Raw genomic sequence first — 24,431 nt, 5'->3', positions numbered from 1 at the left:
CCCGTACCGCCCCGGTCAGTCCGCCGGCGGCTTGATGCCGAGCGCCGTCAGCATCGCCTGGCGCACGCCGGCGTCGGCCAGAATATCCTCGATCAGTTCCGGCCAGGTGAGCCGCGCACGGCGGATCGCCTCATCGAGGGTCAGCGCAATCGGCGATTGCGGTTCGGTGCGGCGGAAGAATTCGGCGATCTCGCCAAGCTGGCGCAGCGCATCCTCACGCGTATAGGGCTTCTTCGCGGCCTGCGCCGGCGCCGGGCCGTCAACGGCGACGGCATCCTCGGCGGCTCCGGCCGCCTCCGCTCCGGCGGCTGCGTCAGCGTTCTCCGCCGCGCCGCCGGGCGCGGCCAGCGCGCCGGGCGCATATCGTTGTGAAATGGCGATGATCTGCTCGAGCACCTCCCGTACCCGCGAGGTCGGCGGTGCGTCATACCCGGCCACCTCATCGAAGGCCGCCCCCATCGCCTGCCAGGCCTCGAGTGCTGCCGCCGCGCCGCGCGCGAGCGCGGTGAAATGGCCCGTACCCGCCACCCGCGCCTGTGTCTCCAGCTGTGCGAAGGCCGGCACGCCAGCGGCGATCCGCGCCGCCTTGCGTTTCTCGTCGCCGAGCCCTGCCGTCTCCTCCGCCTGGAGATACAAGAAGACGGGCACAGGCGACCCGTCGGCGGCGTTGAACAGTGTCAGCTTGCGCAGCGGCTGGATCAGCGTGCCATCGCTTCCCGTCCCGTTCAGGCCGGCCACGGGCGCGACGCGCGTTTCCATGCCGTCCTCGTCGGGCAACGGGTAAAGCGCCTCCCAGAACCCCTGGACAAGGCCCGCCATCAGCCGAGCCCCCTCGGCAAGACCGGCAAGCCCGTTCTCGCGCACCATCGCCTCGGTCATCCAGGCGGCAACCTCCAGGTCGTGCGACTTGCCGAGCGCGGTTTGCGCCAGTTGCAGCACGCTGCGCCAATGCTGTCCCGCGTCGGCCTCAAGCGTCGGATCCGAATCCGCCGCGCGCTCGGCGGCGCGCGCGTCCGAGCGCGCATCGCGCAGGCGATAGTAAATCGAGCCCGCGGTGTAGTCGGCACGCAAGTCCTGCCCGACCGGCGAATCCCCTTCAATCGGGGCAAGCAAGGCGTCGATGTCGAGAATCATGACCGCGGGGCTCCACTGTGACAAAGGTCATACAATCGATGACATGCACCCTTACCCAACTGGACACAACAGCGGATACACCATACGATTGGGAAATATTCGATTATATTCACAAACAACGGCCTGCCGTGCCGAACAATGCCGGGGAGCGTCATGGCTGCTATCGATCTCAAATCTCTGATCGCCCGCCTCGACGACCACTGCCGCCGCAGCCTCGAGGCCGCAGCCGGCCTAACGCTGTCGCGAAGCCATTACAACGTCGAAATCGAACATTGGCTGCTCAAGCTCGCCGATGGCACCGACACCGACATTCCGCTTATTCTTCGACATTACGAGATCGATATCGGTCGTTTCTTGATCGATCTCAACCGCGCGCTCGACCGGATGAAGACCGGCAACGCCCGCGCCCCGGCCCTGTCACCGGAAGTCGTCGAGCTCGCGAAACAGGCCTGGCTGCTGGCATCGGTCGAACACGGGCTGAGCCGCACGCGCTCGGGTCACCTGCTTTGGGCCCTGCTGGCCGACGAGACCCTGGCCCGCCACGCCCGCGAGGCCTCCAGCCATTTCGCAAAAATCCAGCCGGACGCACTGAAGCGCGACTTCAACGCCATCACCGCCAATTCCATCGAGGCGCAGACCGCGACCCGCGCGACCGATGGCGCGCCGGCTGCGGGCGGCACCGATGACGGCACGCCCCGTCCCGGCGGCTCGGCGGCGCTGGACCAGTTCACCGAAGATCTGACCGCCCGCGCGCGCGCCGGCCGGATCGACCCGATCCTCGGCCGCGACTTCGAAATCCGCCAGGCGATCGACATCCTCACCCGCCGCCGGCAGAACAACCCGATCTTCACCGGCGAGGCAGGTGTGGGCAAGACCGCGGTGGTCGAGGGCATCGCGCTGAAGATCGCCCAGGGCGACGTGCCGGAGGCGCTGAAGAACGTCACGCTGCGCACGCTCGACATGGCGCTGCTCCAGGCCGGGGCGGGCATGAAGGGCGAGTTCGAGAACCGGCTGAAATCGGTGATCGACGAGGTGAAGGCCTCGCCGAAGCCGATCATCCTGTTCATCGACGAGGCGCACACGCTGATCGGCGCCGGCGGCCAGGCCGGCCAGAACGACGCGGCGAACCTGCTCAAGCCCGCCCTCGCCCGCGGCGAGCTGCGCACCATCGCGGCGACGACCTGGGCCGAATACAAGAAATATTTCGAGCGCGACGCCGCCCTGACCCGCCGCTTCCAGGTGGTCAAGGTCGAGGAGCCGTCCGAGGCGATGGCCACCGCGATGATCCGCGGCCTCGTCGGCACGCTCGAGAAGCACCACAAGGTCCGCATCCTCGACGAGGCGGTGAGCGAGGCCGTCAGGCTGTCGGCGCGTTATATTCCCTCACGCCAGCTGCCGGACAAGGCGATCTCGCTGATCGACACGGCCTGCGCCCGCGTTGGCATGAGCCAGGCGACCGAACCCGCCCCGATCGAGGATCGCCGCCGCCGGATCGACCTGATCGACACCGAAACCGGCATCCTCCGCCGTGAGATGGCCAGCGGCGGCGATCACGCCGCCCGCGAGGCCGAACTGATCGAGGAGCGTGCGCGGCTGGTCGCCGAACTCGCCGAGCTCGAGGCCCGCTTCACGACCGAGAAGCAGCTCGCCGGCGATATCGCCGAGCTGCGCACCCGGCTGGAAGACGACGCGAACGCGGAGGACAAGGACGCGCTGCGCGCCAGCCTCGCCGAAAAGACCGCGGCGCTGAAGGCCTCGCAGGGCGAGAACCCGCTGATCTTCCCGGTGGTCGACGGCCAGGCCGTCGCCGAGATCGTCGAGAGCTGGACCGGCATTCCCGCCGGGCGCATGCAGTCCGACGAGATCAACACGGTGCTGAAGCTGAAGGAGGCGATGGAGCAGCGCATCGTCGGCCAGCCCCATGCGCTCGAGGCGGTCGCCCAGGCGATCCGCACCTCGCGCGCGAAACTCACCGACCCGCGCAAGCCGATCGGCGTCTTCATGATGGTCGGCACCTCCGGCACCGGCAAGACCGAAACGGCGCTTACCCTCGCCAACCTGCTCTATGGCGGCGAGCAGAACATGACCACCATCAACATGACCGAGTTCAAGGAAGAACATAAGGTCAGCCTGCTGATGGGCAGCCCGCCCGGCTATGTCGGCTATGGCGAGGGCGGCGTGCTGACCGAGGCGGTGCGCCGGCGCCCCTATTCGGTGGTGCTGCTCGACGAGATGGAAAAGGCCCATCCCGGCGTGCAGGACGTCTTCTTCCAGGTGTTCGACAAGGGCAACATGAAGGACGGCGAAGGCCGCGACATCGACTTCAAGAACACCATCATCATCATGACGTCGAATGCCGGCACCGACCTGATCGAGAAACTCTTCGCCGATCCCGAAACCGCGCCGGACGCCGCCGCCCTCGCCGAAGCGCTGCGGCCGGAGCTGCTGAAATATTTCAAGCCCGCCTTTCTCGGCCGCGTCACCATCGTCCCCTATTTCCCGCTCTCCGACGAGGTGATCCGCCAGATCGTGGTGCTCCAGCTCAACAAGATCGCGAAGCGCGTGCGCGAGGGCTACAAGGCCGAATTCACCTACGAGCCCGCGCTCGTCGAAACCATTGCCGCACGCTGCAAGGAATCGGCCTCGGGCGCGCGCAACGTGGAAAACATCCTCTCCCGCACGCTGCTGCCCGAACTCTCGGCCGAGGTTCTGGCCAGGCTTGCCGAAGGCGAGATGATTTCCCGCGTGACGGTGGGCACATCCGAAGACGGGATGTTCCGCTACACCATCAATCAGGCTTAACGACCAACCCAGCACCAGGAGCAGGACCAATGGCTATCTACATGAAATACGGCTCTATCAACGGCGACGTCACGACCCAGGGTTTCGAGAATTACATCGAACTGGCGTCTTTCCAGTGGGGTGTCGGCCGCGGCGTCTCGATGCAGTCGGGCAGCAAGCAGGGCCGCGAGGCAAGCCTGCCGAGCCTGTCGGAAATCACCATCACCAAGGAATACGACGTCGCGAGCGGCGACCTGCTGAAGGAAGCGCTGAGCGGCAACGTGCAAGAAGTCGATATCGTCTTCACCCGCACCGGCACGGGCGGCTCGGGCGCCCAGCAATTCATGAAGGTCAGCATGAAGGATGTCATCCTCTCCGGCCTCTCGATGTCCGCGGGTTCCGACGGCAAGCCGATGGAATCGCTGTCGCTGAACTACTCGCAGATCTCCTTCACCAACAATCCGATGAAGGATGACGGCACGGCCGGCCCGCAGAGCGTGGTGAACTTCAACCTCGGCACGATGGTCATGAGCTGAACCGCTTGCCGCTGCCCGGCCTGCAAACGCCGGGCAGCGGTTGTTGCCAAATGGAATCGGCCCTGTTCCGATTGCCTGACGGGCAGGTTTTTCGCCGTGCCGTCCTTCTTCCCGACTGTCACCGTGGCGATCATACCCGCCGCAAGAAATCTGCCCGGCGGAATGCGGTCCAACGCGATATGGACCGGAATGCGTTGCGAAAGTCGCACCCACGAATACACTGGATCGGCGCGCGGCAGCCTCCGTGCCCCGCGCATCGGTGACCGCGATTCCCAGACTGATCGCCTCGAGTACCCGTGTGGAACCTGGCCGGGTCCGGCCATAGTGCGACGCGCACCGGCACCCCGCGGCGGATGCTTCTGAGCCCGGTTTCCTCAAAAATAGGCGGCCACCCGTCTCCGCCGCATCAGGCACACTCATCGCCGCATTGCCGGCATGGGCATGATCTCAAATCTTGCCCTGCATGCTGGCGATCATGCCCGTGCCGGCCATGTGGCAGGCCGTTGACGAAGGCATTATCGAGCAACGGGATTACTGACCGCCAGGACCGTCCAGGCGGCCCAGCGGTGCGTGTCGGAATCGAGCGCGATGCCACATAGAGAGCCAGCAGGCCGCGAGCTCCATGCGTAATGCGAAGGCGGCATCGATTGGGCGATCGAGCGCCAGGGCGGCGAAACGCGGAAAACGAGGGGCTTCCATGACGTGATGTAAATATTCATGTCAGTCGCAAGTGGTTATTCCTGCGCCGGACTTTATCTCATACAAAAATAGTACTGATTCGAGCAGAGGCCCCGGCGATGGACCAGCTTTCCCTGATCAACACTTTCATCCGGGTTGCCGAGCGGGGGTCGTTTTCGGCCGTGGCCCGGGACTTCAACACGTCGCAACCGGTAATCTCCAGGCAGATCGCCGCTCTGGAGGACCAACTCGGTGTCCGGCTGATCCAGCGGACAACGCGCCGGCTGTCACTGACCGAGGACGGACAGACCTATCTCGAACATGCGAAGGCGGTCGTGGACGCCATGGACGCGGCGAATGCCAGTGTGGGCAGCGCGCGCAAGACCCCGACCGGGCAGGTCCGCCTCGGCGTGCCCACCGCCGTTGGCCTCTACCTCGCCGCCCGCCTGCCCGAATTCTTCGCCCGGCACCCGGAAATCTCGCTCGACCTGAAGATGCGCGACGGGGCATTCGACCTGATCGAGGAAGGACTCGATCTGGTGATCTCCATCGCCGAAGCGACCCAAGCCAGCGTGATCACCCGGGTTCTCGGCACGGCAACCTCGGTTCTTGTCGCCTCGCCCGCCTATGTCGCCGCGCGCGGCGCACCGGAAACCCCGCGGGATTTGCTGAAGCACGAATGCATCGTCTACACCCGGCCGGGGGCTGACCGGGAATGGCGTTTCGCGCGCGATGGGGTCGAGGAAAGCGTGAATGTGCAGGGACGGTTCCATGTCGACTCGAGCGAGGCGGTGCGCCGCGCCGCGCGCGCCGGTCTTGGAATCGCACTGCTGCCGCGCCTGACCACGATCGACGATGTCGCCGCCGGCCGGCTCATTACCGTCCTCGATGCCTTCGTGCCGATGCAGGTGAAAATCCATGCAATTCTGCCGTCACGCCGCTATGTGCCGGCACGCACCCGCGCCATCCTCGATTTCCTGCGCGAGGAATTCGAGCACACACCGTTCCTGCAGTCCACATCCGGTCTCGCCGGGGTGCCTCAGGCACCTATTTTCGACTGATGGGTCGCGGCCTGCCCATCGGGCACGGATAGTCGCATTCAGTGGCCGACCACACCCTGCCGCCGGGCCGAATGCATGAGAATGGGCTCAACCGGCCCATAGGTCGTGGTCAGGGCCAGCGATGGCTGACCCGGCAACGCAGGCAACGCCCTTGCCAGACGAACCCCGCCGAACGCGGACCCGAAGCCGGCCAGCAGCGCAACCGCAAAGGATGCGACGGCAATCAGTTTCTGCACGATCAAACTCCGAATACTGGCAAACGACGAAGGCAGGCGGCTTGGTGCACGCCCATGCTGCAGTGCGATATGGCGCAGCCAGCCCAAATCAGCCATGCTGATTTTCACATTTCTTTCATAATTCGACCGGATGAATTGCGCCCCTCGGCGTAATCTTCAGCCGCGGCGCAGCGCCTCAACCAATGCTTCCGCGTGGGCTTGTTCAAGATCGAGCGCGCGTTCGGCAACGTCGCGGGAGAAGCCGCCGCGCGCGAGGGAAGCAAGAGCACGGTCCCTGCCGCCCGGCCCAAAGGGCGGCAGACGGCGGCGGCGCAGATAGGCACAGGCGGCGGCGAGATCGCTCGCCGGATCAGCCGGCAGCAGGCGTGCCGCCAGAGCGGCATCAACTCCCTTGCCGGCAAGATGGGCAAGCGCCGCCCGCCGCGATTTGCCCTGCCGGATCAGCCGTCGCGCGCGGGACTCGGCGAAGGCCGCGTCATCCACCGCTCCCGCACCGCGCATCGCCGCCACCACGCGAGGCACCGCTTCACGGGCCGCGCGCAACGCGGAATCGATAATCTCCGGCGCGAGTCCCGCCTCTCCCGCCGCCCTCGCCCAACGGTCGATCCGCCGGGAAAGCACCCGGGCAAGACCGGCCTCGGTCGCCGCGAACCGCGCAAGATGGGCCAGCGCAGTTTCGCGCAATGCCGCCTCATCCGGCGGCTTCGGAAGTGATTTTTCGGCCTTGCGGGCGTGGCGCTGCATGGCCCCATCCTGCCATGCAGCACGGTCAGACCGGAAGCCTGCTTGACCAGGGGCACCAGCGGGAGATAGTGCGGCGCAACAGCAAGGAGTGAATCAATGGCCAAGTCCCCCGTCCGCATCGCTGTCACCGGCGCAGCAGGGCAGATCGCCTACGCGCTCGTCTTCCGCATCGCCAGCGGCGCGCTGCTCGGCCCCGATCAGCCGGTCATCCTCCACCTTCTCGACCTGCCGCAGATGCAGGGCGCGCTCGGCGGCGTCATGATGGAGCTGGAAGACTGCGCCTTCCCCCTGCTCGCCGGCATGGTCGCGACCGATGATCCGAAGGTCGCCTTCAAGGATATCGACATCGGCTTCCTGGTCGGTGCCCGCCCGCGCGGCAAGGGCATGGAGCGCAAGGACCTGCTCGGCGCCAACGCCGAGATCTTCACGGTTCAGGGCCGAGCCCTCAACGAGGTTGCGAAGCGCTCCGCCCGCGTGCTGGTCGTCGGCAATCCGGCCAACACCAATGCCTATATCGCCATGAAATCCGCCCCCGACCTGTCGCCGGACTGCTTCTCGGCGATGATCCGGCTCGACCACAACCGCGCCGCCTCGATGCTCGCGGCCAAGGCGGGCGTCAATGTCGGTGATGTCGGCAAGCTGATCGTATGGGGCAACCATTCCCCAACCATGTATCCGGACTACCGCTTCGCTGAAGCCGGCGGCCGCAAGCTCGCCGAAGCCATCAACGACGAGGCCTGGAACCGCGACGTCTTCATTCCCACCGTCGGCAAGCGCGGCGCCGCGGTGATTGAAGCCCGCGGCGCGTCCTCGGCCGCGTCCGCCGCGAATGCCGCCATCGACCAAGTGCGCGACTGGGTGGTCGGTTCGGATGGCCGCTGGGTCTCGATGGCGATTCCCTCCGACGGCAGCTATGGCATCCCCGAAGGCATCATGTTCGGCGTGCCCGTGACCACCCAGGGAGGTGTCGTTACCCGGGTGCCGAACCTCGCGATCGACGCGTTCGCACAGTCCAGGCTCGACATCACGCTGAACGAACTCAAGGAAGAACGCGAGGCGATCGCGCACCTCCTGGCCTGAACCACCGCCGGGCCTCGGCGCATGGATCATGTCGAAATGGCCGAATACGATCCGGCCTGGCCCGGCATGTTCGAGACCGAGGCCCGACTGCTGAAAAGGGTGCTGCCTCCCGGATTCATCGTGCGCATGGAGCATATCGGCAGCACCGCGGTGCCCGGTATCGCCGCGAAACCAGTCATCGACATCCTCGCCGGCGTTCGGGATGTCGAAGAGGCGAGGACCATCGCGTCTCCCCTGCTCGCACCCAACGGTTACACGATCTGGACCGGCAATCCCTTCACCGACCGGATCATGTTCATCAAGGGTCTGCCGCCCGCCGCCGTTCGGCGAACACACCACCTGCACATGGCTCTCCTCGATGGCGCCATGTGGGATACCCTCGTCTTCCGTGACCTGCTGCGCGCAGATGCCGCCGAGCGCGTCGCCTACGAAACTCTGAAGCGCGATCTTGCGATCCGCTTCCGCGACGACCGGAACGGCTACACCGCCGCGAAGTCCGAACACATCCAGGCCGCCATGCAGCGGGCACGAATCAACGTCAGCCGTTGAGCGCCGGCGCGACGGCCGTGCCGCCGCGTGACGCGGTCATTCATGAGTCGTCGTAACGGACCGCCTTATTGTCGTGGTCGTCGCCGCGCCGGGCGGCGCCATCGGCGATGGCGGTGCTGTCGTGGTCTGTTCGGTGGTCGTGGTCGTGGACCGAACCGGAGGTGGGCCGCCGCAGCCGGCCAGCGTTACCCCTGCGGCGGCAAGACCTGCAATGGCCACAAGCCGGCGGCCTGGATTACGCATGAACAAAATCCTCTTTCCGTAAAGCGGCATGGAATTCTCCTTTCGACAATACAACAATAATTTGCCTGCCGAGATGAGGTATGACTGACCGCTTTTTAGTTCTACTTAAAATTTGATTACGATAAAGCCTATCAATTTGACACCATTGTCCGATTACTGCCTTGATTTCGCCATAGCCGACACCGATCATGGCGAATGCTACGCGAGGGGTGCCCCAATTCGCGTGAACTCGGCACGCTGGTTCCCTCGGCCCGGGACCCGACGATCAGACGGTGAATTGTTCGCGGATGATCCGTTCCGACAGGGCCCGATCCGGATCGGAGAGGATCCTTGCGCAGACAGAGCGATCCTCGCTCGCCGCCACTGATATGACCCGCCGCACCTCGGTGAAGTCGGCCACGGCAGCCACCGGCCGCTTTTCCGATTCGAGAATCTCGAACAGGATCTCGCTGTTCGACGGCAGCAGCGCCCCTCGCCACCGGCGCGGCCGGAAGGCCGAAATCGGTGTGAGCGGCAGCAGATTGGCGGTGAGCGGCACGATCGGCCCGTGGGCGGAAAGATTATAGGCGGTCGAACCCGCCGGGGTAGAGACCAGCACGCCATCGCAGATCAGTTCCGCGAGGCGCACCCTGCCATCGATCGAGATCCGGATCTTCGCCGCCTGGCGCAACTGGCGCAGCAGGCTCACCTCGTTGAAGGCGAGCGCTTCCTCGACGGCGCCGGTCGAGGTCACGGCATGCATCCGCAACGGATGGATGTCGTTGCTCTGCGCGCGCGCAATGCGCGCCGGCAGGTCGGCCTCGGCGAAATCGTTCATCAGGAAGCCGACCGAGCCGCAATTCATGCCATAGACCGGCAGTTCGCGGTCGATCATCCGGTGAATGGTCTCGAGCATCAGCCCGTCCCCGCCAAGCGCCACGACCACTTCGGCCGCCTCAGGGCCGGAATCGCCGTATAACGCGACCAGCCGCTCCCGCGCGTCCTGGGCCTGTTCGGTCGAGGCTGCGGTGAAATGAATACGGGTCAAGCGAGCTTGCGGTGTTCGAGAACCGGCATGTCGCGCCGCACTTTCGCACCCCGGGCGGGATCGATCCGCGCGGTGGCGAAACCGGGTCCGTCGGAAACGCGGGCGACGATGCTGCCCCAAGGATCGGCGATCAGCGAATTGCCATAGGTGAACCGTGTCTCGCCGCGGCCGTCGCGATGGGGGCCGACGCAGGCCGCCGCCGCGATCCAGCACTGGGTCTCGATGGCGCGGGCACGGAGCAGAACGTCCCAGTGATCCTTGCCGGTCTGCAAGGTGAAAGCCGCCGGCACCATGATCAGATCCGCCCCAGCACGGTGCAGGGCGAGATAAAGTTCAGGAAAGCGCATATCGTAACAGATCGACAGGCCGACGGTGAGCCCGCCGATGCGGCATGTGACCACCGCATCACCAGCGCCATAGGTCGCGCTCTCGCGATAGCCCTGCCCGTCCGGCGTCGTGATGTCGAACAGGTGAATCTTGCGGTAACGCGCGATTTCCCGCCCGTCCGGGTCGAATACAAGGGTCGTGTTGTAAAGCCGGTCGCCACCCTGCTCGCCAATCGAACCGCCATGGACATGAATGCGGTGACGCCTGGCGGTCTCGCGCAGGAATTCATAGGCGTCGCCGCCCGTCTCGCCCGATCCCGCCGCGGGAAGCACCTCGGCGGCCTCTGTCTTGGCCGCCCGGTCGCCACCAAGGCAACTCCAGACCTCCGGCAACGACACGAGGCCAGGCCGGTCGGCGGCAACGGCCGCGTCGATCAGCCCTCGCGCCTGGGCGATATTGGCGCCCTTTTCGGCGCCCGGCGTCATCTGGATGACGGAGAGGCGAAGCGTATCGTCCTGCATCACTCTATCGTGCGCCAGGTGCCGAGCGCAGGCAAGCGCACTATTCGGCCGCCCGTCGTGCCGCAAAATGGGCCGCGAGCCGTTCCACGGCCTCATCCAGCACCGCCTCGCGCTTGCAGAAGGCGAACCGCGCGTAATGCCGTGGCGCCTCGCCCGGATAGAACGCGGAAACCGGAATGGCAGCCACCTTCGCGTGTTCGGTGATGTGCCGGCAGAAATCGGCATCGTCGCCGTTGAAACCGAGCGGCGCGAAATCGGCCGTGACGAAATAGGAGCCGTGGCTCGGCAGCACGCCGAAGCCGATCCGCCGCAATCCTTCCGAAAGCCGGTCGCGCTTCGCCGCGAGATCGGACGCGAGCGAGGCGAAATAGGCATCGTCCTTGGCGAGCCCCACCGCCACCGCGCGCTGCAGGTTGGGCGGCGTGGTGAAGGTAAGGTTCTGGTGCGCCCGCGCGATCACCCCCGCCAGCCGCGCCGGCGCAGTGACATAGCCAATCTTCCAGCCCGTCAGGCTGAACGTCTTGCCGGCGCTGCCGATGCGCACGCAGCGCTCGCGCAGGCCGGGCAGGCTCATCAGCGGGATATGCTGCAGTCCATCGAAAACGAGATGCTCGTAAACTTCGTCGCAAACCGCATAGCAGTCATGCTTGACGAGAAGGTCGGCGATGAAGCCGAGCTCTTCGCGAGTGAATACCTTGCCCGTCGGGTTCATCGGCGAATTGAGCAGCAGCAGCTTTGTCTTCGGCCCGAACGCGGCCGCCAGTTCGGCCCGCGGCAGCGCCCAGTCCGGCGGGTTGAGCCGCACGAGCCTGGCCGTCGCCCCCACCAGTTGCACCACCGGCAGATAGGTATCGTAGAGCGGTTCGATCAGCACGACCTCATCACCGGGATCGAGCAGGGCGAGCAGGCTTGCGGTAATCGCTTCGGTCGCGCCGGAGGTCACCACCACCTCGCGCGCCGGATCGGCCTCGATTCCATAGAAACGCCTGTTCGCCGCCGCCACCGCTTCGCGCAGTTCGGCCACGCCGGTCAGCGGCGGATACTGGTTGCGCCCGTCACGCAGCGCCGCGGCAGCGGCCTCGATCACGTCTGCCGGGCCATCAGTATCGGGAAATCCCTGGCCGAGATTGATCGCCCCATGCTCGACCGCGAGCGCGGACATGATGGTGAAGATGGTCGTGCCGATATTGTCGAGCAGCTGGTTGGGCAACTTCACGCGTCTCACTCCGTACAACTGGGCCTCCGCACTATCGCGACGCCGGGCGGAAGGGCAAGGGGTTTAGCGGACCGGGCTTGATTCGTGGGCAGTAATTGCTGTTTCCTTAGGCACGACTTCTGCCGCCCCGGTAGGCAATGCACGTGCAGCAATGGCCAAGCGATATTGGCACGGTGCATGCATCAAAATTTCGTGCCGGCCGGGATGGCCGGTGCGCGCATCTGCTCGCCGGGATAAACCGCAACAAGGAGGGTGCCCGTCTCGGATCGGGCGTGAACCGGATGAAGAAAATCGAAGCGATCATCAAGCCGTTCAAGCTGGACGAGGTCAAGGAAGCCTTGCACGAGGTCGGGCTTCAGGGCATCACGGTGATGGAGGCGAAGGGATTCGGGCGGCAGAAGGGCCACACCGAACTCTATCGCGGTGCCGAATATGTTGTGGATTTCCTGCCGAAGGTGAAGATCGAGGTGATCTGCGAGGATGCCGTTGCCGAACGCGCGATCGAGGCCATCACCAATGCCGCGCGCACGGGCCGCATCGGTGACGGCAAGATTTTCGTCTCGACGATCGAGGAAGTCATCCGCATCCGCACCGGCGAAAAGGGCGAAGCGGCGATCTGACTCTTTCAAACCTTCCTTCAAACCCAACGAGAGCGGAACCGCATGGGGCGGGCCCGCACAATGACCAGCAGTGAGGACGACAATGGCGAAGAAGCCCGCCGGTAGCGGCGATGCGATCAGCAAGGTGATGGCCATGATGAAGGAGAACGGGGTCGAGTATGTCGACCTGCGGTTCACCGACCCGCGCGGCAAGTGGCATCACACCGCCCAGCACATCTCGACGATGGGCGAGGACGCGTTCCGTGACGGCATCATGTTCGACGGCTCCTCGATCGCCGGCTGGAAGGTCATCAACGAGAGCGACATGATCCTGATGCCGGATCCTGAAACCGCGGTGATGGACCCGTTCGCGGCGAAGCCGAGCATGGTCATTTTCTGCGACATCCTGGAGCCTTCGACGGGCCTGCCCTACTCGCGCGACCCGCGCTCGACCGCCAAGAAGGTCGAAGCCTATGTCCGCGCTTCGGGCGTCGGTGACTCCATCCTGTTTGGCGCGGAAGCCGAGTTCTTCATCTTCGACTCCGTGCGCTTCGGCACCGGCGGCAATTTCGGCACCTACCAACTCGACAGCATCGAAGGCCCCGGCTCCTCGCTGAAAGACTACCCGGAAGGCAACATGGGCCACCGCCCGGTGGTGAAGGGCGGCTATTTCCCGGTTCCGCCGGTCGACTCCGAGAGCGACCTGCGCGCCGAAATGCTCTCGACGATGGGCGAGATGGGCCTGCCGATCGAGAAGCACCACCACGAGGTGGCGCAGAGCCAGCACGAGCTCGGCACCAAGTTCGGCACGCTGGTGCAGATGGCCGACCAGATGCAGATCTACAAATACTGCGTCCACAACGTCGCCCACAGCTACGGCAAGACGGCGACGTTCATGCCGAAGCCGATCTATGGCGACAATGGCTCCGGCATGCACACCCACCAGTCGATCTGGAAGAACGGCAAGCCCCTTTTCGCCGGCAATGGCTATGCGGATCTGTCCGAGCTCTGCCTTTACTACATCGGCGGCATCATCAAGCACGCCAAGGCGCTGAACGCCTTCACCAACCCGAGCACGAACAGCTACAAGCGGCTGATTCCGGGCTTCGAGGCGCCGGTGCTGCTGGCCTACTCGTCCCGGAACCGCTCGGCCTCCTGCCGCATTCCCTACACCACGAACCCGAAGGCCAAGCGCGTCGAAGTCCGCTTCCCCGATCCGACCGCGAACCCCTATCTGGCCTTCGCCGCGATGGCGATGGCCGGGCTCGACGGCATCAAGAACAAGATCCATCCGGGCGACCCGATGGACAAGAACCTCTACGACCTGCCCCCCGAAGAACTCCAGGGCATTCCCACCGTCTGCGGCTCGCTCCGCGAGGCGCTGGAATCCCTTGCCGCCGACCATGACTTCCTGCTCGCCGGCGACGTGTTCAGCAAGGAACAGATCGAGAGCTATATCGCGCTGAAGTGGGAAGAAGTGTACCGCTTCGAGCATACGCCGCACCCGGTCGAGTTCGAAATGTATTACTCGGCCTGATCCGGTCGGATACGAATGATCATCGGAGACCGGTCCGGCATGCCGGACCGGTCTCCCCCGATTGTGGTGCGGGTCGATTTGTTGCCTGCCCATCGCATTTCATCTAGGAATTCCAGTCGGAAATTGTGAAGGGGCGTTAGCGCCCGCCGGGGGTTCCCGTTGAGTTTCGAATTCGCGGAACGCAAGCTGGCCGCGATCATGGCGGTCGATATGGTCGGATTCTCGCGGCTGCTCGGCCAGGATGAGCCCGGCACGCTGCGACGCCTCGCCAAAGCGCGTGCCGAAGTGATCGATCCGGCAGTCCATACCCATCATGGTCGCGTGTTCAAGGCGACCGGGGATGGCGCTCTCGCCGAATTCCCGAGTGCGGTGCTGGGCCTGCGCTGCGCCATCGAGATCCAGACACGCCTGCACGAGCTCGACGGTGAAGACAACGCGCCCGCACCTCTCCGGTTCCGCATCGCCGTGCATCAGGGCGAGGTTGTCATCGATGGCGATGATCTGCTGGGCGACGGCGTGAATGTTGCCGCCCGCCTTGAACGTCTTGCGGAACCTGGAGGAATTTGCATCTCCGCCCGCGTGCAGGAGGATGCCACCGGCAAGATCCCGCTGCGCCTGGTCGATCTTGGCCCGCATCGTCTGCGCAACATCGCCCGCAGCGTGAACGTGTTCCGCGTGGCATTACCCTGGCAGGAACACGACGACCCGGAGTCGGAGCGCACTTTCGTTCGGATGGCTCCGTCGCGCCACTATCTGCTTATCCCGGCGGAAGGACGAGCGATCCGCGAAATCCCGATTGGCCCCGAACCGCTCACGATCGGCAGGACACCTCCCTGCCCGGTGGTTCTGCGCGACCGCGAGGTTTCGCGGCAGCACTGCCAACTGGAACTCCGCAATGACGAAGTCTGGCTGACCGATCTCGACTCGTCCAACGGCACGTTTCTCGATGGCAATCGCCTCTCCGGCCCGGCTCTGCTGGCGCATGGTGCGGTCATCCGCCTCGGCAACCAGGAGCTCATCTACCATAACGGCGGTGCCACGCCGCTCAGTTCTGCCCCGCAGGCGATCGGCGCGCCCGACCCCCCGCCCTGACGACCGGCCCGCATCCGAAGGGAGACCATCGAGCATGAGCAACGCCGTCCTGGTTCTCAACGCCGGTTCGTCGAGCCTCAAATTCGGCATTTTCGATACCGAAGACGGCCAGCCCCGGCGCGCGCACGGCATGATCGAGCGGATCGGCGAGGCGCCGCATTTCCAGGGCTTCGATGCCGAAGGCCGGCCCGTCACCGAACGGCGCTGGGAGACTGGCGCGGCCATGACGCACGAGGATCTGCTCGGCCCGCTGCTTGACTGGGCCGATGATCATCTCGACAGCGACCACCTCGTTGCTGTCGGGCACCGAATCGTCCACGGCGGCCAAAATTTCGCGGCGCCAGTCCGGCTCGACGAGGCGGTCATCGCCGCACTCGCGGCACTCACTCCGCTCGCCCCGCTGCACCAGCCGCACAACCTCGCCGCGGTGCGCGCCATCGCCCGCCTGCGCCCGAACCTGCCTCAGATCGGCTGTTTCGACACCGGGTTTCACCGCACCATGACCGACGTCGCAACCCGGCTGCCCCTGCCTGCGCGTTATCACGAAGCCGGTGTGCGGCGATATGGTTTCCACGGCATTTCCTATGAATACATCGCCCATGCCCTCGCGGCGGCCGACCCCGCACGGGCGGCCGGCAAGGTCATTGCCGCTCATCTCGGCAACGGTGCCAGTGCCTGCGCGATGCTGGCCGGCCGATCGGTGGAATCGAGCATGGGCTTCACCGCGCTCGACGGGCTGATGATGGGCACTCGCCCCGGCACGCTCGATCCGGGCGTGGTGCTCTACATGGTCGAACAGGAACAGCTCGACACCAAGGCCATCAGCCGCTGTCTCTACAGCGAATCCGGCCTGCTCGGTGTTTCCGGCGAGGCATCGGACATGCGGACGCTGCTTGTCAGCGACCGCCCGGAGTCCCGCCTGGCGGTCGACCTGTTCTGCCATCGCGCGGCCCGCGAGATCGCCGCGCTGACCGTCGCCCTCGGCGGGCTTGAAACCCTGGTCTTCACCGCCGGCATCGGCGAACACGCCGCGCCGGTGCGGCGGATGATCTGCGCCCGCCTCGCCCATCTTGGCATCGTGCTCGATGACGCTTCGAACGAACGGCATGCCCCGGTAATTTCCGCCTCCGCGTCCACGATCGAGGTGCGGGTGATCCCGACCGACGAGGAGGCGATGATCGCCCGGCACACCATCGCCCTCCTCTCCGGCTGACCGCCCGGATTGCGAATTGCCACCAAAACATCATCCACGCGGGCAATGCGCTGCTCTAAAGCCATGCCCGGCGGCCGCGACCTGCCCGGTCCGGCTGACTGGCTCGCGTGTCCGCATGCGGTGGGTCACGGCAACAAGGGAGTTCCTGAATGAAACGCGCACTCATCATCGCCTGTTCGGCGCTCTCCGCCGTTAGTGTCGCGGCTCTCGCCGCAACCGGGCATGAGGTCGTCACCCAGCCCGATGCCCGCGGCATCGTCCGGAAGATGATGGACGCACCGCAGCCCATGCCGAGCGACGCGGAAATGACGGCCATGGTCCGTCGCAAGATCAAATACGTCTTCGTGCTCTATCAGGAAAACCGTTCCTTCGACTCGTATTTCGGCACCTTCCCCGGCGCCGACGGGCTTTATTCGCAGCCGGCCTCGAAAACCCCCGGCTTCGTGCAGACGCTGATCAACACCAACGGCAGCCGGACCACGATTTCGCCATTCCGCATCGGCCCGAAGCAATACGCCTGGGATACCGACGACATCGATCACTCCCACGCCCGCATCGTCGCCAAGATGCATGTCGTGAACGGCACCGCCCGCATGGACCGTTTCGCGATCACCGAGGAGAAAAAATATTCTCCGCATGGCGATCCTTCGCTCGAAGCCAAACAGTTCGGCGAACTCTCCATGGCTTACGAGGACTGCGACACGGTGCCTTTTCTGTGGCGCTACGCCGATCGCTTCGTCCTGTTCGACCATGTCTTCCAGGACATTGCCGGCCCCTCGACGCCCGGCAATCTCTCGATCTTCGCCGCCCAGACCGGCCTGACCCAATGGGCGTTCCACCCGAATGAGGCGACCGGGACCTTCAAGGGAGGGCCGGAAACCACCAACGCCGCCGGCGGGCGGATCAGCGAGGCAGGCGCCGGTGTCCCGGTGGTCACGGACGACGACCCGTTCTGGGGCTCGCCGCTCGATCCCGACCCGAAGGTGCCGGTCAATCCTCACGACTTCACAAGCCCGCACGGCGCGCATGTGCAGATCAACCAGACCTATGCCTCGCTGGCCCTGACCACCGCGGGCCACGAAATCCGGCGCGAAACCGCGCATGACGAAAATCCGCGGCTCGACCTCGCCGATGTGCGGCAGGACATCGCCTATCTCGCCGCACACGGCCAGAAGCCGGTCGACTGGGGCTGGTACGAGGAAGGCTACGGCAAAGCTGTCAGCGCCGCGCACGAGGGCCCGACCGATGCCGACGGCGTGCACGCCGCCTACATCACCCACCACAACGGTCCGCAGTATTTCGGCTACGTCGCCAACAATCCGGCGGAACGTGATCACCTGCACGGCGCCTCCGCCTTCTTCACGGCGCTGAAGACGGGCGGCCTGCCGGCCACGGGCGGCGTGTTCTATCTCAAGGGCGGCTATCTCAACGACATGGGCCTGACGCCGGACAACCCGAGCGCCAAGGCGCGCAGGAATTTCCGCGGTGACGACGATCATCCGGCCTACTCGGACTCGCAGATCAGCGAGGCCTTCGTCGCCAGGGCGGTGAATGCGATCGCCCGCAGCCGCTACTGGAAACACGCGGCAATCATCATCACCTGGGACGATTCGGAAGGCGATTACGACCATGTGCCGCCACCGATCGTGGTGAAGGGGCCGGACCACGAGCCCCTCACCTTCGGCCCGCGCGTGCCGCTGATCGTCATTTCGCCCTATGCGCGGGTGCACCAGATCTCCCATGCCGTTGGCAGTCAGGCCTCAGTGGTGAAATTCGTCGACAAGGTATTCGGTCTCACCCCGCTCGCCCTTCTGCCGGACGAGATGAAGGGCCGCCGCCTGGGCCTGAAGGAATTCGGCGAGGCGAATGTCGGCCCGGCCGACGCGATCACACCGGACACGACGGACCTGATGACCGCCTTCGACCCCGCGCGCCTCGACGGCAAGGCCCGCCCGCTGCCGCCGAGCTACGCCATCATCCCTGATCACGACATCACCACCCTGCCGCAATTCGGGGGCAAGGGCTGCCAGGCCGACGGCATCGTCCCGACCGATGTCGCAAAGGGCATCCACACGAAAATCCCGGCCGACTTCAACCCGCTGCCGAAGACCAATCCGTCCGCCTGAACGCCTTTGGCAGTCCCGGCGCGACCTCCCCGATCGGATGGCATCATTCGATCGGGCATCGGACGCGGCGGCCGGCGTGCTTGCAACATCCAGGGCCGCCGCCCCATATGTCCGGTGAGACACGTTCCGTCCGGGGAGATTGTCGATGAGCTACCACCTGTCGAAAATGGTCGGCCTGGGCTTCGATGCCGCGGTCGACGCCACCATCGCCGCCCTCCAGGCGGAAGGGTTCGGCGTGCTGACAGACATCGACGTGGCAGCCACCATGCAGAAGAAACTCGGCGTCGCGTTCCGCCCCTACCGCATCCTTGGCGCCTGCAATCCCCGCATGGCGCACGAGGCGCTGAAGCTGGAAGACAAGGTCGGCACCATGCTGCCCTGCAATGTCGTCGTCCAGCAGCACGATGACGGCTCGGTGGAAGTTTCGGCGATCGATCCGGTGACTTCGATGCAGGGGATCGACAACCCCGAACTCGCCCGCCTTGCCGGTACGGTGCGCGATATGCTGCGCAGCGTGGTGAACCGCATCGCCTGAATCCGACGCCTTTGCATCGAGGATCTCGATCTGCCCCACCCGGGGCTGGGTATCGTGACATTCTTCCTGGCTGGCATCATCAAGGGTGTGCTCGGCCTCGGCATGCCGGTGATCACGATGGGCGTACCGGGCGTCATCCTGAGCCCGGCGGAAGCGGCCTCGCTGCTGCTCGTGCCTTCCTTCGCGACAGATCTCTGGCAGTTCCTCGACCATCGTGACGCCGGGAAGGCAATGGCACGATTCTGGCCGATGATGGCCGGCGTTCTCGTTGTCGCATCGGTTGGCAGCGATCTGCTCGCCGGACATGACGCCCGCCCCGCCGCCGCGGCTCTCGGCGCGAGTCTGGCCTGGCACAGCACGCTACCGGCGGCTCGCTGGCCATGTTGGCGCTCGCCCTCGCACCTGCGCTGGCGGGCTTGGCGCTAGGCGGACCGCTGCGCCGCAAGGCCCATCCGGACCGGTTTCGTCGCCTGTTCCTCTACGGACTGATCGTCCTTGGCGCCTTCATCGTCCGGCACGCGGCTTCCGGCGCCGCCTGAGCCCGCGCCGTCCGGACCGAGACCGGGATCAGCCTGAAGTGGCTAGCATGCGCTGCATCAGCATGTCGGCGAACGCATCGAGAATTCGATGCACCGCCGGATTGCGATACGCAAACACGGGTTCATGCTCCGGGTGCACGAGCATCGCAGCGTTGGCCTCGAAGACGAGTACCCGCCCGTCCGGCAGAATCGAAAAATCGATCCCGGCATAATCGAGGTCGAGCCGGCGCCCGATCGCGCCGATCGCCTCCAACGCGGCGTCGCCGATCGCCGCCACAGGATCGTCCAGGAACCGGGCCTCCTCGGCCCGCCGCACCGGATCGAGGTCCATCCCGGCGGTCCAGTAATGCACCATCCAGTGCGGCCCGATGGCGAGATGATAGGGATAGGCGACCCGATCCACGAAGATCATGCGGTATTTGCGATAATACCCGTCAGCGCTGCGATAATCGATGAACCGGCTCAGATACTTTTCGCCCTGCTCGCCCGCCGCGTCTTCGAGTTCGCCTGCCGTCCGCACGCAGCGCAGGCCCTTGCCGCCATGGGTGCCCACGGGCCGGATCAGCGCCGGCAGACCGGTGCTCACGGCAACCTCGCCAGCCGCAATTCGCAACACCGGCGGCACCACGGTCCTCTCGATCCCGTTCAGCAGGGCAGCCAGCGCCGTCCGCCCGGTGCGTGCCACGGCTTCTGGCCGGTTCAGGACAGGTCGCCCGGCAGCGAGCGCCCGATGCACCGCCTCACCCAGTGGCGGCATCAGATCCGCTTCGCCGATCGCATTGAAGATCAGATCGTGCGGCGGCAGATCCGGTTCCGTGTCGTTGGCGTGATCGATGAACCACTCGGCCAGCGCGTAGCGCCCGTGTGGCAGGAGGTGTTCCGTCGGCAGGCTCGCCTCGGCGACGCAGGTAAGCACCAGCACCCTCGGCGCATCTGGTGGCCCCGGATGGAGAAAGACGGGATTGTGACGGAACGCGGTTTCGCGGTGCAGGGCAGCGGCGTCCGGCTCGCTGGCCGCCAGCAGCACGGCGAGCGTCCGGTGGGCATCGATCAGGCCGGGATCCCGGCACAGCGCGGCCCTCGCGGCGGCGATCGCCTCGATCGTCTGGCCAAGCCGCGCGCGTGTGGAGCCGAGATTGGCCAGCGCCCGGCCGCTCGGGTCGCCTGGCGCGGCACGGTCGAACCAGGCCGCCGCCTCTTCGAGACGCCCCAGCTCGGCGAGGCAGTTGCCCAGCGCGACGAGTACTGGCGCTCCCGTCGCGCCATGAGCGATCGCTGTTGCGAAAGCCTCCGTCGCCGGCTCGAACCGCCCGAGCATGCGCAACGCCCGCGCGCGGGCCAGCAGCACGCCCGGATCGTCCGCATCGGCCGCCGCCTCGGCGACAGCAAGCGCCGCCTCGGGTTCACCCGCATCGAGCAACGCCGCCGCGCACGGGGCGGCAATGCCTCGCTGGCCGGGATCGGCAGCCAGCAGGTCGCGATAGAAGCCGATGAGATCAGGCCCACAATCTGCTAGGGCAGGGTTCATGATCCGATCCTGCCATCCCGGAATGAAGGCGGAGTTAATCTCCGGAACGGATCAGGCGAGGCCGAACGACGCCGCGTTCTTGTAGAGCATGTAGACCGCGACGACGAAGACGAGCCCCGCAAAAATCCGGTTCAGCGCGGCGCGCCGCCCGGCCAGATGGATCGCCAGCCGCGTGCCGATCAGCCCGCCGATCACGCCGCCCACGATGAACTCCACCGCAACCGGCCAATTCACAAGGCCGGAAGCCGCGTAGTTCACCGCGGTGGTCAACCCGAAGCTGCCAACCGACAGCAACGACGAACCGATCGCGAAAATCATCGGCATCCCGGTCGAGAACAGCAGGCCGGGCACGATCAGGAACCCACCGCCGATGCCGAAAAAGCCCGACAACGCGCCAACCGTAAGCGCCGCGGCGGCGACAGCCAGCAGCGTTGCCGCGTTCAGCCGCTCGGCCTGGCCCGCCGTGCCATCCGCCACGCGGCGCGGCCGCAGCATCAGCAACCCCACCGTGATCATCAGGATTGCAAAGAGAAACAGCAGCTTCTTGCCGTCAAACGCCTTGCCGAGCGTGGAACCCGCCGCGGCCCCGACGATGCCGAGAACGGCGAAGATGGCCGCGCTCCGCCACCGCACATTCCCCTTGCGCGCATGACCGCCGAAATTCGCGAACGCGTTGGCCGACACTGCGAGCGCGCTGGTCCCGATCGCGACATGGGGGGCGAGGCCGATGACGTAAAGCATAAGCGGCGTCGCCAGGATCGACCCGCCCCCGCCGATCAGCCCGAGGGTGAAACCGACCGTACCACCAGACAAAAGGGCGAGAACCGTCTCGATCATGCCAAACCTCCCCAGGCGGCTCCCGCCATAGAACATTCAGATTCGCGAATATGTCTAGGCCAGGATATATTTTGATTCAAGAATACGATTCCGGACCAGTCACGGCCGGATGATGACGTATCTTTTGCCCGCAAGTTCCATCAGCCGGGGCACGCCAAAGGGCACGGGCTTCACCCTGGGGTTCAGCACCGGCGCATGACCGGTGTCGCGCTTCAGCGTCTCGATCGTGTTCATGCACACGTCGAACTCGACGTTCTGTGCAATCAGGCTGTCGACCCGCTGGCGCAGCGGCGAATCGGCGAAGGTAAGTTCCACGCCCGGCCCGAAGGCGACCACGACGATCGAGGCGGTATCGGGCCAGACCTTCAGCACCGTGTTGGCGTTGTTGAGAACCTCGCGCTGCTTTTCCATCGCCGAGTCGGAGAGTTGCAGCGCCAGCAGGTGGGTGGCGAAAGGATTGTCGGCGGCGGCGCGCCCCACCCCCATCGCCGCCGCAGCAATACCGAGCCCGCCGAACAGCCGCCGGCGCGAACTCATGAAGCCGCGTAACCCGGATTACCGGCGATCCCGAGTACCTTCACCCGGTTGGGCCGTGTCAGCTTCACCGTCTTCACCTGGCGCAGATGCCGGGCCACGACGTCCCAGACCGGCGTGCCGGTCTGCGGCAGCGACACCGAGGCCCAGCTCGCGATGGTATAGTTTTTCGCCGCCTCGACCTTGGTGCCGTCATCGAGCTCCATCCCGGAAATCCGGTGCCCGATCGATTTTGCCGGCGCGCAGGCATAGTTCATGCCGCCGACGCGGATCATGTCGCCGCCCTGCTGGTAATACGGATTGCGATTGAAGAGATTATCGCAGACATCCTCCATCATCGCCTTGATCTGCGCGCCCGTCATGGTCTGCTTGTACACCATCGGATAGGTGATGGCAGTTTCCGCCAGCAGGTCGCCCATCGTCAATGCTGCGCCACCGAGAACCGTATTGCCCCAGCGGAAACCCGGCGAGAAGGCGATCTGCGCGCCGGTTTCGGCCCGCAGCGCATCCATGATCACCTGATCCACCGAGCCGTAGAAATTATTGCGCCGGTACAGCAGCGTTTCGGTCTCGGCCAGCTTTTCGTCGAGCATCGCGCGATGCGGCGCCTCCTGCGCCTCCACCGCCGCTGCCACCGCCGCGTCCTGCTTCACCTGGTCAGCATAGATTGGCAGCAACCGGTAATGCACGTCCTTCACCTGGCCTTTCGCCAGTTCAAGGTCGAGCACCGCGATGAACTTGCCGGCCGTGCCGGCATTCGTCACCAGTGTGATCCCGCCGGGATTCTTCACCGGCACAGGATGCGGCACCGCATCGTGCGTATGGCCGCCGAGAATGACGTCGATCCCGCGCACCTGGGAAGCCAGTTTGAGATCGACCGGCATGCCGTTATGGGAGAGCAGCAGCACGGCATCGACCTTCTTCACCTCGCGCAACTCGTCGACAACCTTCTGCATCCGGCCAGGATGGATGCCGAACCGCCAGTCCGGCGTGAACCGGCGTGGATGCGCGATCGGCACATAGGGAAAGGCCTGGCCGATCACGCCGACGCGGTAGCCGCCAAGTTCGCGGATGACATAGGGCTGGAACACGCGCCCGGTCTTCTGGTCGAAGGCCGGCGCGCCCATCATCTGCGATTCCGCCGAGAGAAACACGTTTTGCGCGATGAAGCGCCCGTGCAGCGCCTTGATGATCGCCTCGATCCCGTCCTGCCCGTAGGTGAACTCCCAATGCCCGGTCATCGCATCGATGCCGAGCAGGTTGCCGAGCGCCACCATGTTCTGCCCGCGGGTGAGATTGGCCATCCCCGTGCCCTGGCAGAGATCGCCACCATCGAGCAGCACCGACCGCCCCGGTCCGGCGCCGGCGCGGAGGCTGTCGATCACCGTCTTGAGGCTGGCGAACCCGCCGAGCCGCCCGTAGCGGTGCGCCAGCGCCTCGAAGTCGAGGAAGGTGAAGGCGTAGGCGTCCCGCGTGTCCGGCTTCATGTGGTAGAAATCGAGGAACGCGGTGCCCACCAGATGCGGCGGACGCCCCTCCGCGCTGCCTACGCCGATATTCTGCGTCGGCTCGCGAAAATGCACCGGCCTGGCATTCGCATGCGTGTCGGTCTGGTGGATGATGCGGACATCGCCGCTCATCTTCACATCGTAAGGATCGCTGGCCGACCAGGCGAGCCGCGGCAGCAGCGCCGTGCTGGCCGCCGCGGTGAGAAGCGCGCGTCGTGCAATCGTCATTTGTTCATTCCCCGCCTGGCCG

23 protein-coding genes are annotated in these 24,431 nt (G+C 65.5%); 13 read left to right on the top strand and 10 right to left on the bottom strand.

The genetic code is table 11. From position 1 onward, the window contains the following. Positions 1-15 precede the first annotated feature (15 nt). Positions 16-1,134: a type VI secretion system protein TssA gene (gene tssA, locus ACRY_RS17855; RefSeq protein ID WP_012040521.1), complete on the bottom strand. Its 1,119-nt coding sequence runs from the start codon at positions 1,132-1,134 to the stop codon at positions 16-18. Positions 1,135-1,287: 153 nt separating this feature from the next. On the opposite strand from tssA, the gene tssH reads away from it, so the two are divergent. From tssH to ACRY_RS17840, 3 genes are all read left to right on the top strand, one after another. Then, positions 1,288-3,936 (top strand): type VI secretion system ATPase TssH, encoded by a 2,649-nt coding sequence (gene tssH / locus ACRY_RS17850; protein WP_012040520.1) that lies wholly within the window; start codon positions 1,288-1,290, stop codon positions 3,934-3,936. Positions 3,937-3,965: 29 nt separating this feature from the next. After that, the gene (locus ACRY_RS17845) at positions 3,966-4,451 is read left to right on the top strand and encodes an Hcp family type VI secretion system effector (RefSeq protein WP_012040519.1); all 486 of its coding nucleotides are present in this window, start codon (positions 3,966-3,968) and stop codon (positions 4,449-4,451) included. Positions 4,452-5,248: 797 nt separating this feature from the next. Further along, complete coding sequence (locus ACRY_RS17840) at positions 5,249-6,190, top strand: LysR family transcriptional regulator (RefSeq protein WP_007422516.1); 942 nt, start codon at positions 5,249-5,251, stop codon at positions 6,188-6,190. Between the two features lie 38 nt (positions 6,191-6,228). Here the strand turns inward: ACRY_RS17840 and ACRY_RS17835 are convergent, their stop codons facing one another. Both ACRY_RS17835 and ACRY_RS17830 read right to left on the bottom strand, forming a co-directional pair. Then, on the bottom strand, positions 6,229-6,522 hold the full coding sequence (locus tag ACRY_RS17835) for a hypothetical protein (RefSeq protein WP_231295311.1): 294 nt from the start codon (positions 6,520-6,522) through the stop codon (positions 6,229-6,231). A 60-nt stretch (positions 6,523-6,582) separates the two neighbouring features. After that, the gene (locus tag ACRY_RS17830) at positions 6,583-7,170 is read right to left on the bottom strand and encodes a regulatory protein RecX (protein ID WP_012040517.1); all 588 of its coding nucleotides are present in this window, start codon (positions 7,168-7,170) and stop codon (positions 6,583-6,585) included. Between the two features lie 96 nt (positions 7,171-7,266). On the opposite strand from ACRY_RS17830, the gene ACRY_RS17825 reads away from it, so the two are divergent. Both ACRY_RS17825 and ACRY_RS17820 read left to right on the top strand, forming a co-directional pair. Then, positions 7,267-8,250, top strand: a complete 984-nt coding sequence (locus ACRY_RS17825; RefSeq protein ID WP_007422513.1) for a malate dehydrogenase — start codon at positions 7,267-7,269, stop codon at positions 8,248-8,250. Between the two features lie 36 nt (positions 8,251-8,286). Continuing rightward, on the top strand, positions 8,287-8,799 hold the full coding sequence (locus tag ACRY_RS17820) for a GrpB family protein (RefSeq protein WP_231295310.1): 513 nt from the start codon (positions 8,287-8,289) through the stop codon (positions 8,797-8,799). Positions 8,800-9,307: 508 nt separating this feature from the next. Here ACRY_RS17820 and ACRY_RS17815 read toward each other — a convergent pair. The 3 genes from ACRY_RS17815 to ACRY_RS17805 are packed head-to-tail and all read right to left on the bottom strand — an operon-like array spanning position 9,308 to position 12,133. Further along, a complete protein-coding gene (locus ACRY_RS17815; protein WP_007422511.1) occupies positions 9,308-10,069 on the bottom strand; it encodes an NAD kinase in 762 nt (253 codons plus the stop codon). Next, the gene (locus tag ACRY_RS17810) at positions 10,066-10,920 is read right to left on the bottom strand and encodes a carbon-nitrogen hydrolase family protein (RefSeq protein ID WP_012040515.1); all 855 of its coding nucleotides are present in this window, start codon (positions 10,918-10,920) and stop codon (positions 10,066-10,068) included. Before ACRY_RS17810 ends, ACRY_RS17815 begins: the two co-directional genes overlap by 4 nt. Positions 10,921-10,957: 37 nt before the next feature. After that, positions 10,958-12,133 (bottom strand): aminotransferase, encoded by a 1,176-nt coding sequence (locus ACRY_RS17805; RefSeq protein ID WP_007422509.1) that lies wholly within the window; start codon positions 12,131-12,133, stop codon positions 10,958-10,960. A gap of 281 nt (positions 12,134-12,414) precedes the next feature. Here ACRY_RS17805 and ACRY_RS17800 point away from each other — a divergent pair, with 281 nt between their 5' ends. The 8 genes from ACRY_RS17800 to ACRY_RS20460 all read left to right on the top strand — a co-directional run bounded on the left by ACRY_RS17800 (position 12,415) and on the right by ACRY_RS20460 (position 19,774). Then, positions 12,415-12,753 (top strand): P-II family nitrogen regulator, encoded by a 339-nt coding sequence (locus tag ACRY_RS17800; RefSeq protein ID WP_012040513.1) that lies wholly within the window; start codon positions 12,415-12,417, stop codon positions 12,751-12,753. Between the two features lie 82 nt (positions 12,754-12,835). After that, on the top strand, positions 12,836-14,269 hold the full coding sequence (gene glnA / locus ACRY_RS17795) for a type I glutamate--ammonia ligase (RefSeq protein ID WP_007422507.1): 1,434 nt from the start codon (positions 12,836-12,838) through the stop codon (positions 14,267-14,269). 159 nt (positions 14,270-14,428) lie between these two features. Beyond that, positions 14,429-15,361, top strand: coding sequence for an adenylate/guanylate cyclase domain-containing protein (locus ACRY_RS17790; RefSeq protein WP_012040512.1), 933 nt, complete (start codon positions 14,429-14,431; stop codon positions 15,359-15,361). A 34-nt stretch (positions 15,362-15,395) separates the two neighbouring features. Next, entirely contained in the window at positions 15,396-16,574 is a 1,179-nt protein-coding gene (locus ACRY_RS17785; protein WP_012040511.1) for an acetate/propionate family kinase, read from the top strand. Between the two features lie 149 nt (positions 16,575-16,723). After that, complete coding sequence (locus ACRY_RS17780; protein WP_012040510.1) at positions 16,724-18,700, top strand: phospholipase C; 1,977 nt, start codon at positions 16,724-16,726, stop codon at positions 18,698-18,700. Between the two features lie 145 nt (positions 18,701-18,845). Next, entirely contained in the window at positions 18,846-19,235 is a 390-nt protein-coding gene (locus ACRY_RS17775) for a DUF302 domain-containing protein (RefSeq protein ID WP_012040509.1), read from the top strand. 54 nt (positions 19,236-19,289) lie between these two features. Continuing rightward, on the top strand, positions 19,290-19,661 hold the full coding sequence (locus ACRY_RS17770) for a TSUP family transporter (RefSeq protein WP_012040508.1): 372 nt from the start codon (positions 19,290-19,292) through the stop codon (positions 19,659-19,661). After that, a complete protein-coding gene (locus ACRY_RS20460; protein ID WP_256363787.1) occupies positions 19,652-19,774 on the top strand; it encodes a hypothetical protein in 123 nt (40 codons plus the stop codon). Before ACRY_RS17770 ends, ACRY_RS20460 begins: the two co-directional genes overlap by 10 nt. Before the next feature lie 28 nt (positions 19,775-19,802). Here ACRY_RS20460 and ACRY_RS17765 read toward each other — a convergent pair whose 3' ends face one another. From ACRY_RS17765 to soxB, 4 genes are all read right to left on the bottom strand, one after another. Then, on the bottom strand, positions 19,803-21,302 hold the full coding sequence (locus tag ACRY_RS17765) for a tetratricopeptide repeat protein (RefSeq protein WP_012040507.1): 1,500 nt from the start codon (positions 21,300-21,302) through the stop codon (positions 19,803-19,805). 51 nt (positions 21,303-21,353) lie between these two features. Next, complete coding sequence (locus ACRY_RS17760) at positions 21,354-22,139, bottom strand: sulfite exporter TauE/SafE family protein (protein ID WP_012040506.1); 786 nt, start codon at positions 22,137-22,139, stop codon at positions 21,354-21,356. Between the two features lie 99 nt (positions 22,140-22,238). Next, positions 22,239-22,676 carry a hypothetical protein gene (locus ACRY_RS17755; protein WP_007422499.1) on the bottom strand — a complete coding sequence of 146 codons (438 nt, stop codon included), beginning with the start codon at positions 22,674-22,676 and terminating at the stop codon, positions 22,239-22,241. Then, complete coding sequence (gene soxB, locus ACRY_RS17750) at positions 22,673-24,409, bottom strand: thiosulfohydrolase SoxB (RefSeq protein WP_012040505.1); 1,737 nt, start codon at positions 24,407-24,409, stop codon at positions 22,673-22,675. Before soxB ends, ACRY_RS17755 begins: the two co-directional genes overlap by 4 nt. Between the last annotated feature and the right edge of the window lie 22 nt (positions 24,410-24,431).

The sequence above is a fragment of the Acidiphilium cryptum JF-5 genome (assembly GCF_000016725.1).
GTDB classification, from domain to species: domain Bacteria; phylum Pseudomonadota; class Alphaproteobacteria; order Acetobacterales; family Acetobacteraceae; genus Acidiphilium; species Acidiphilium multivorum.
This window is presented reverse-complemented; position numbering and strand designations above follow the sequence as displayed.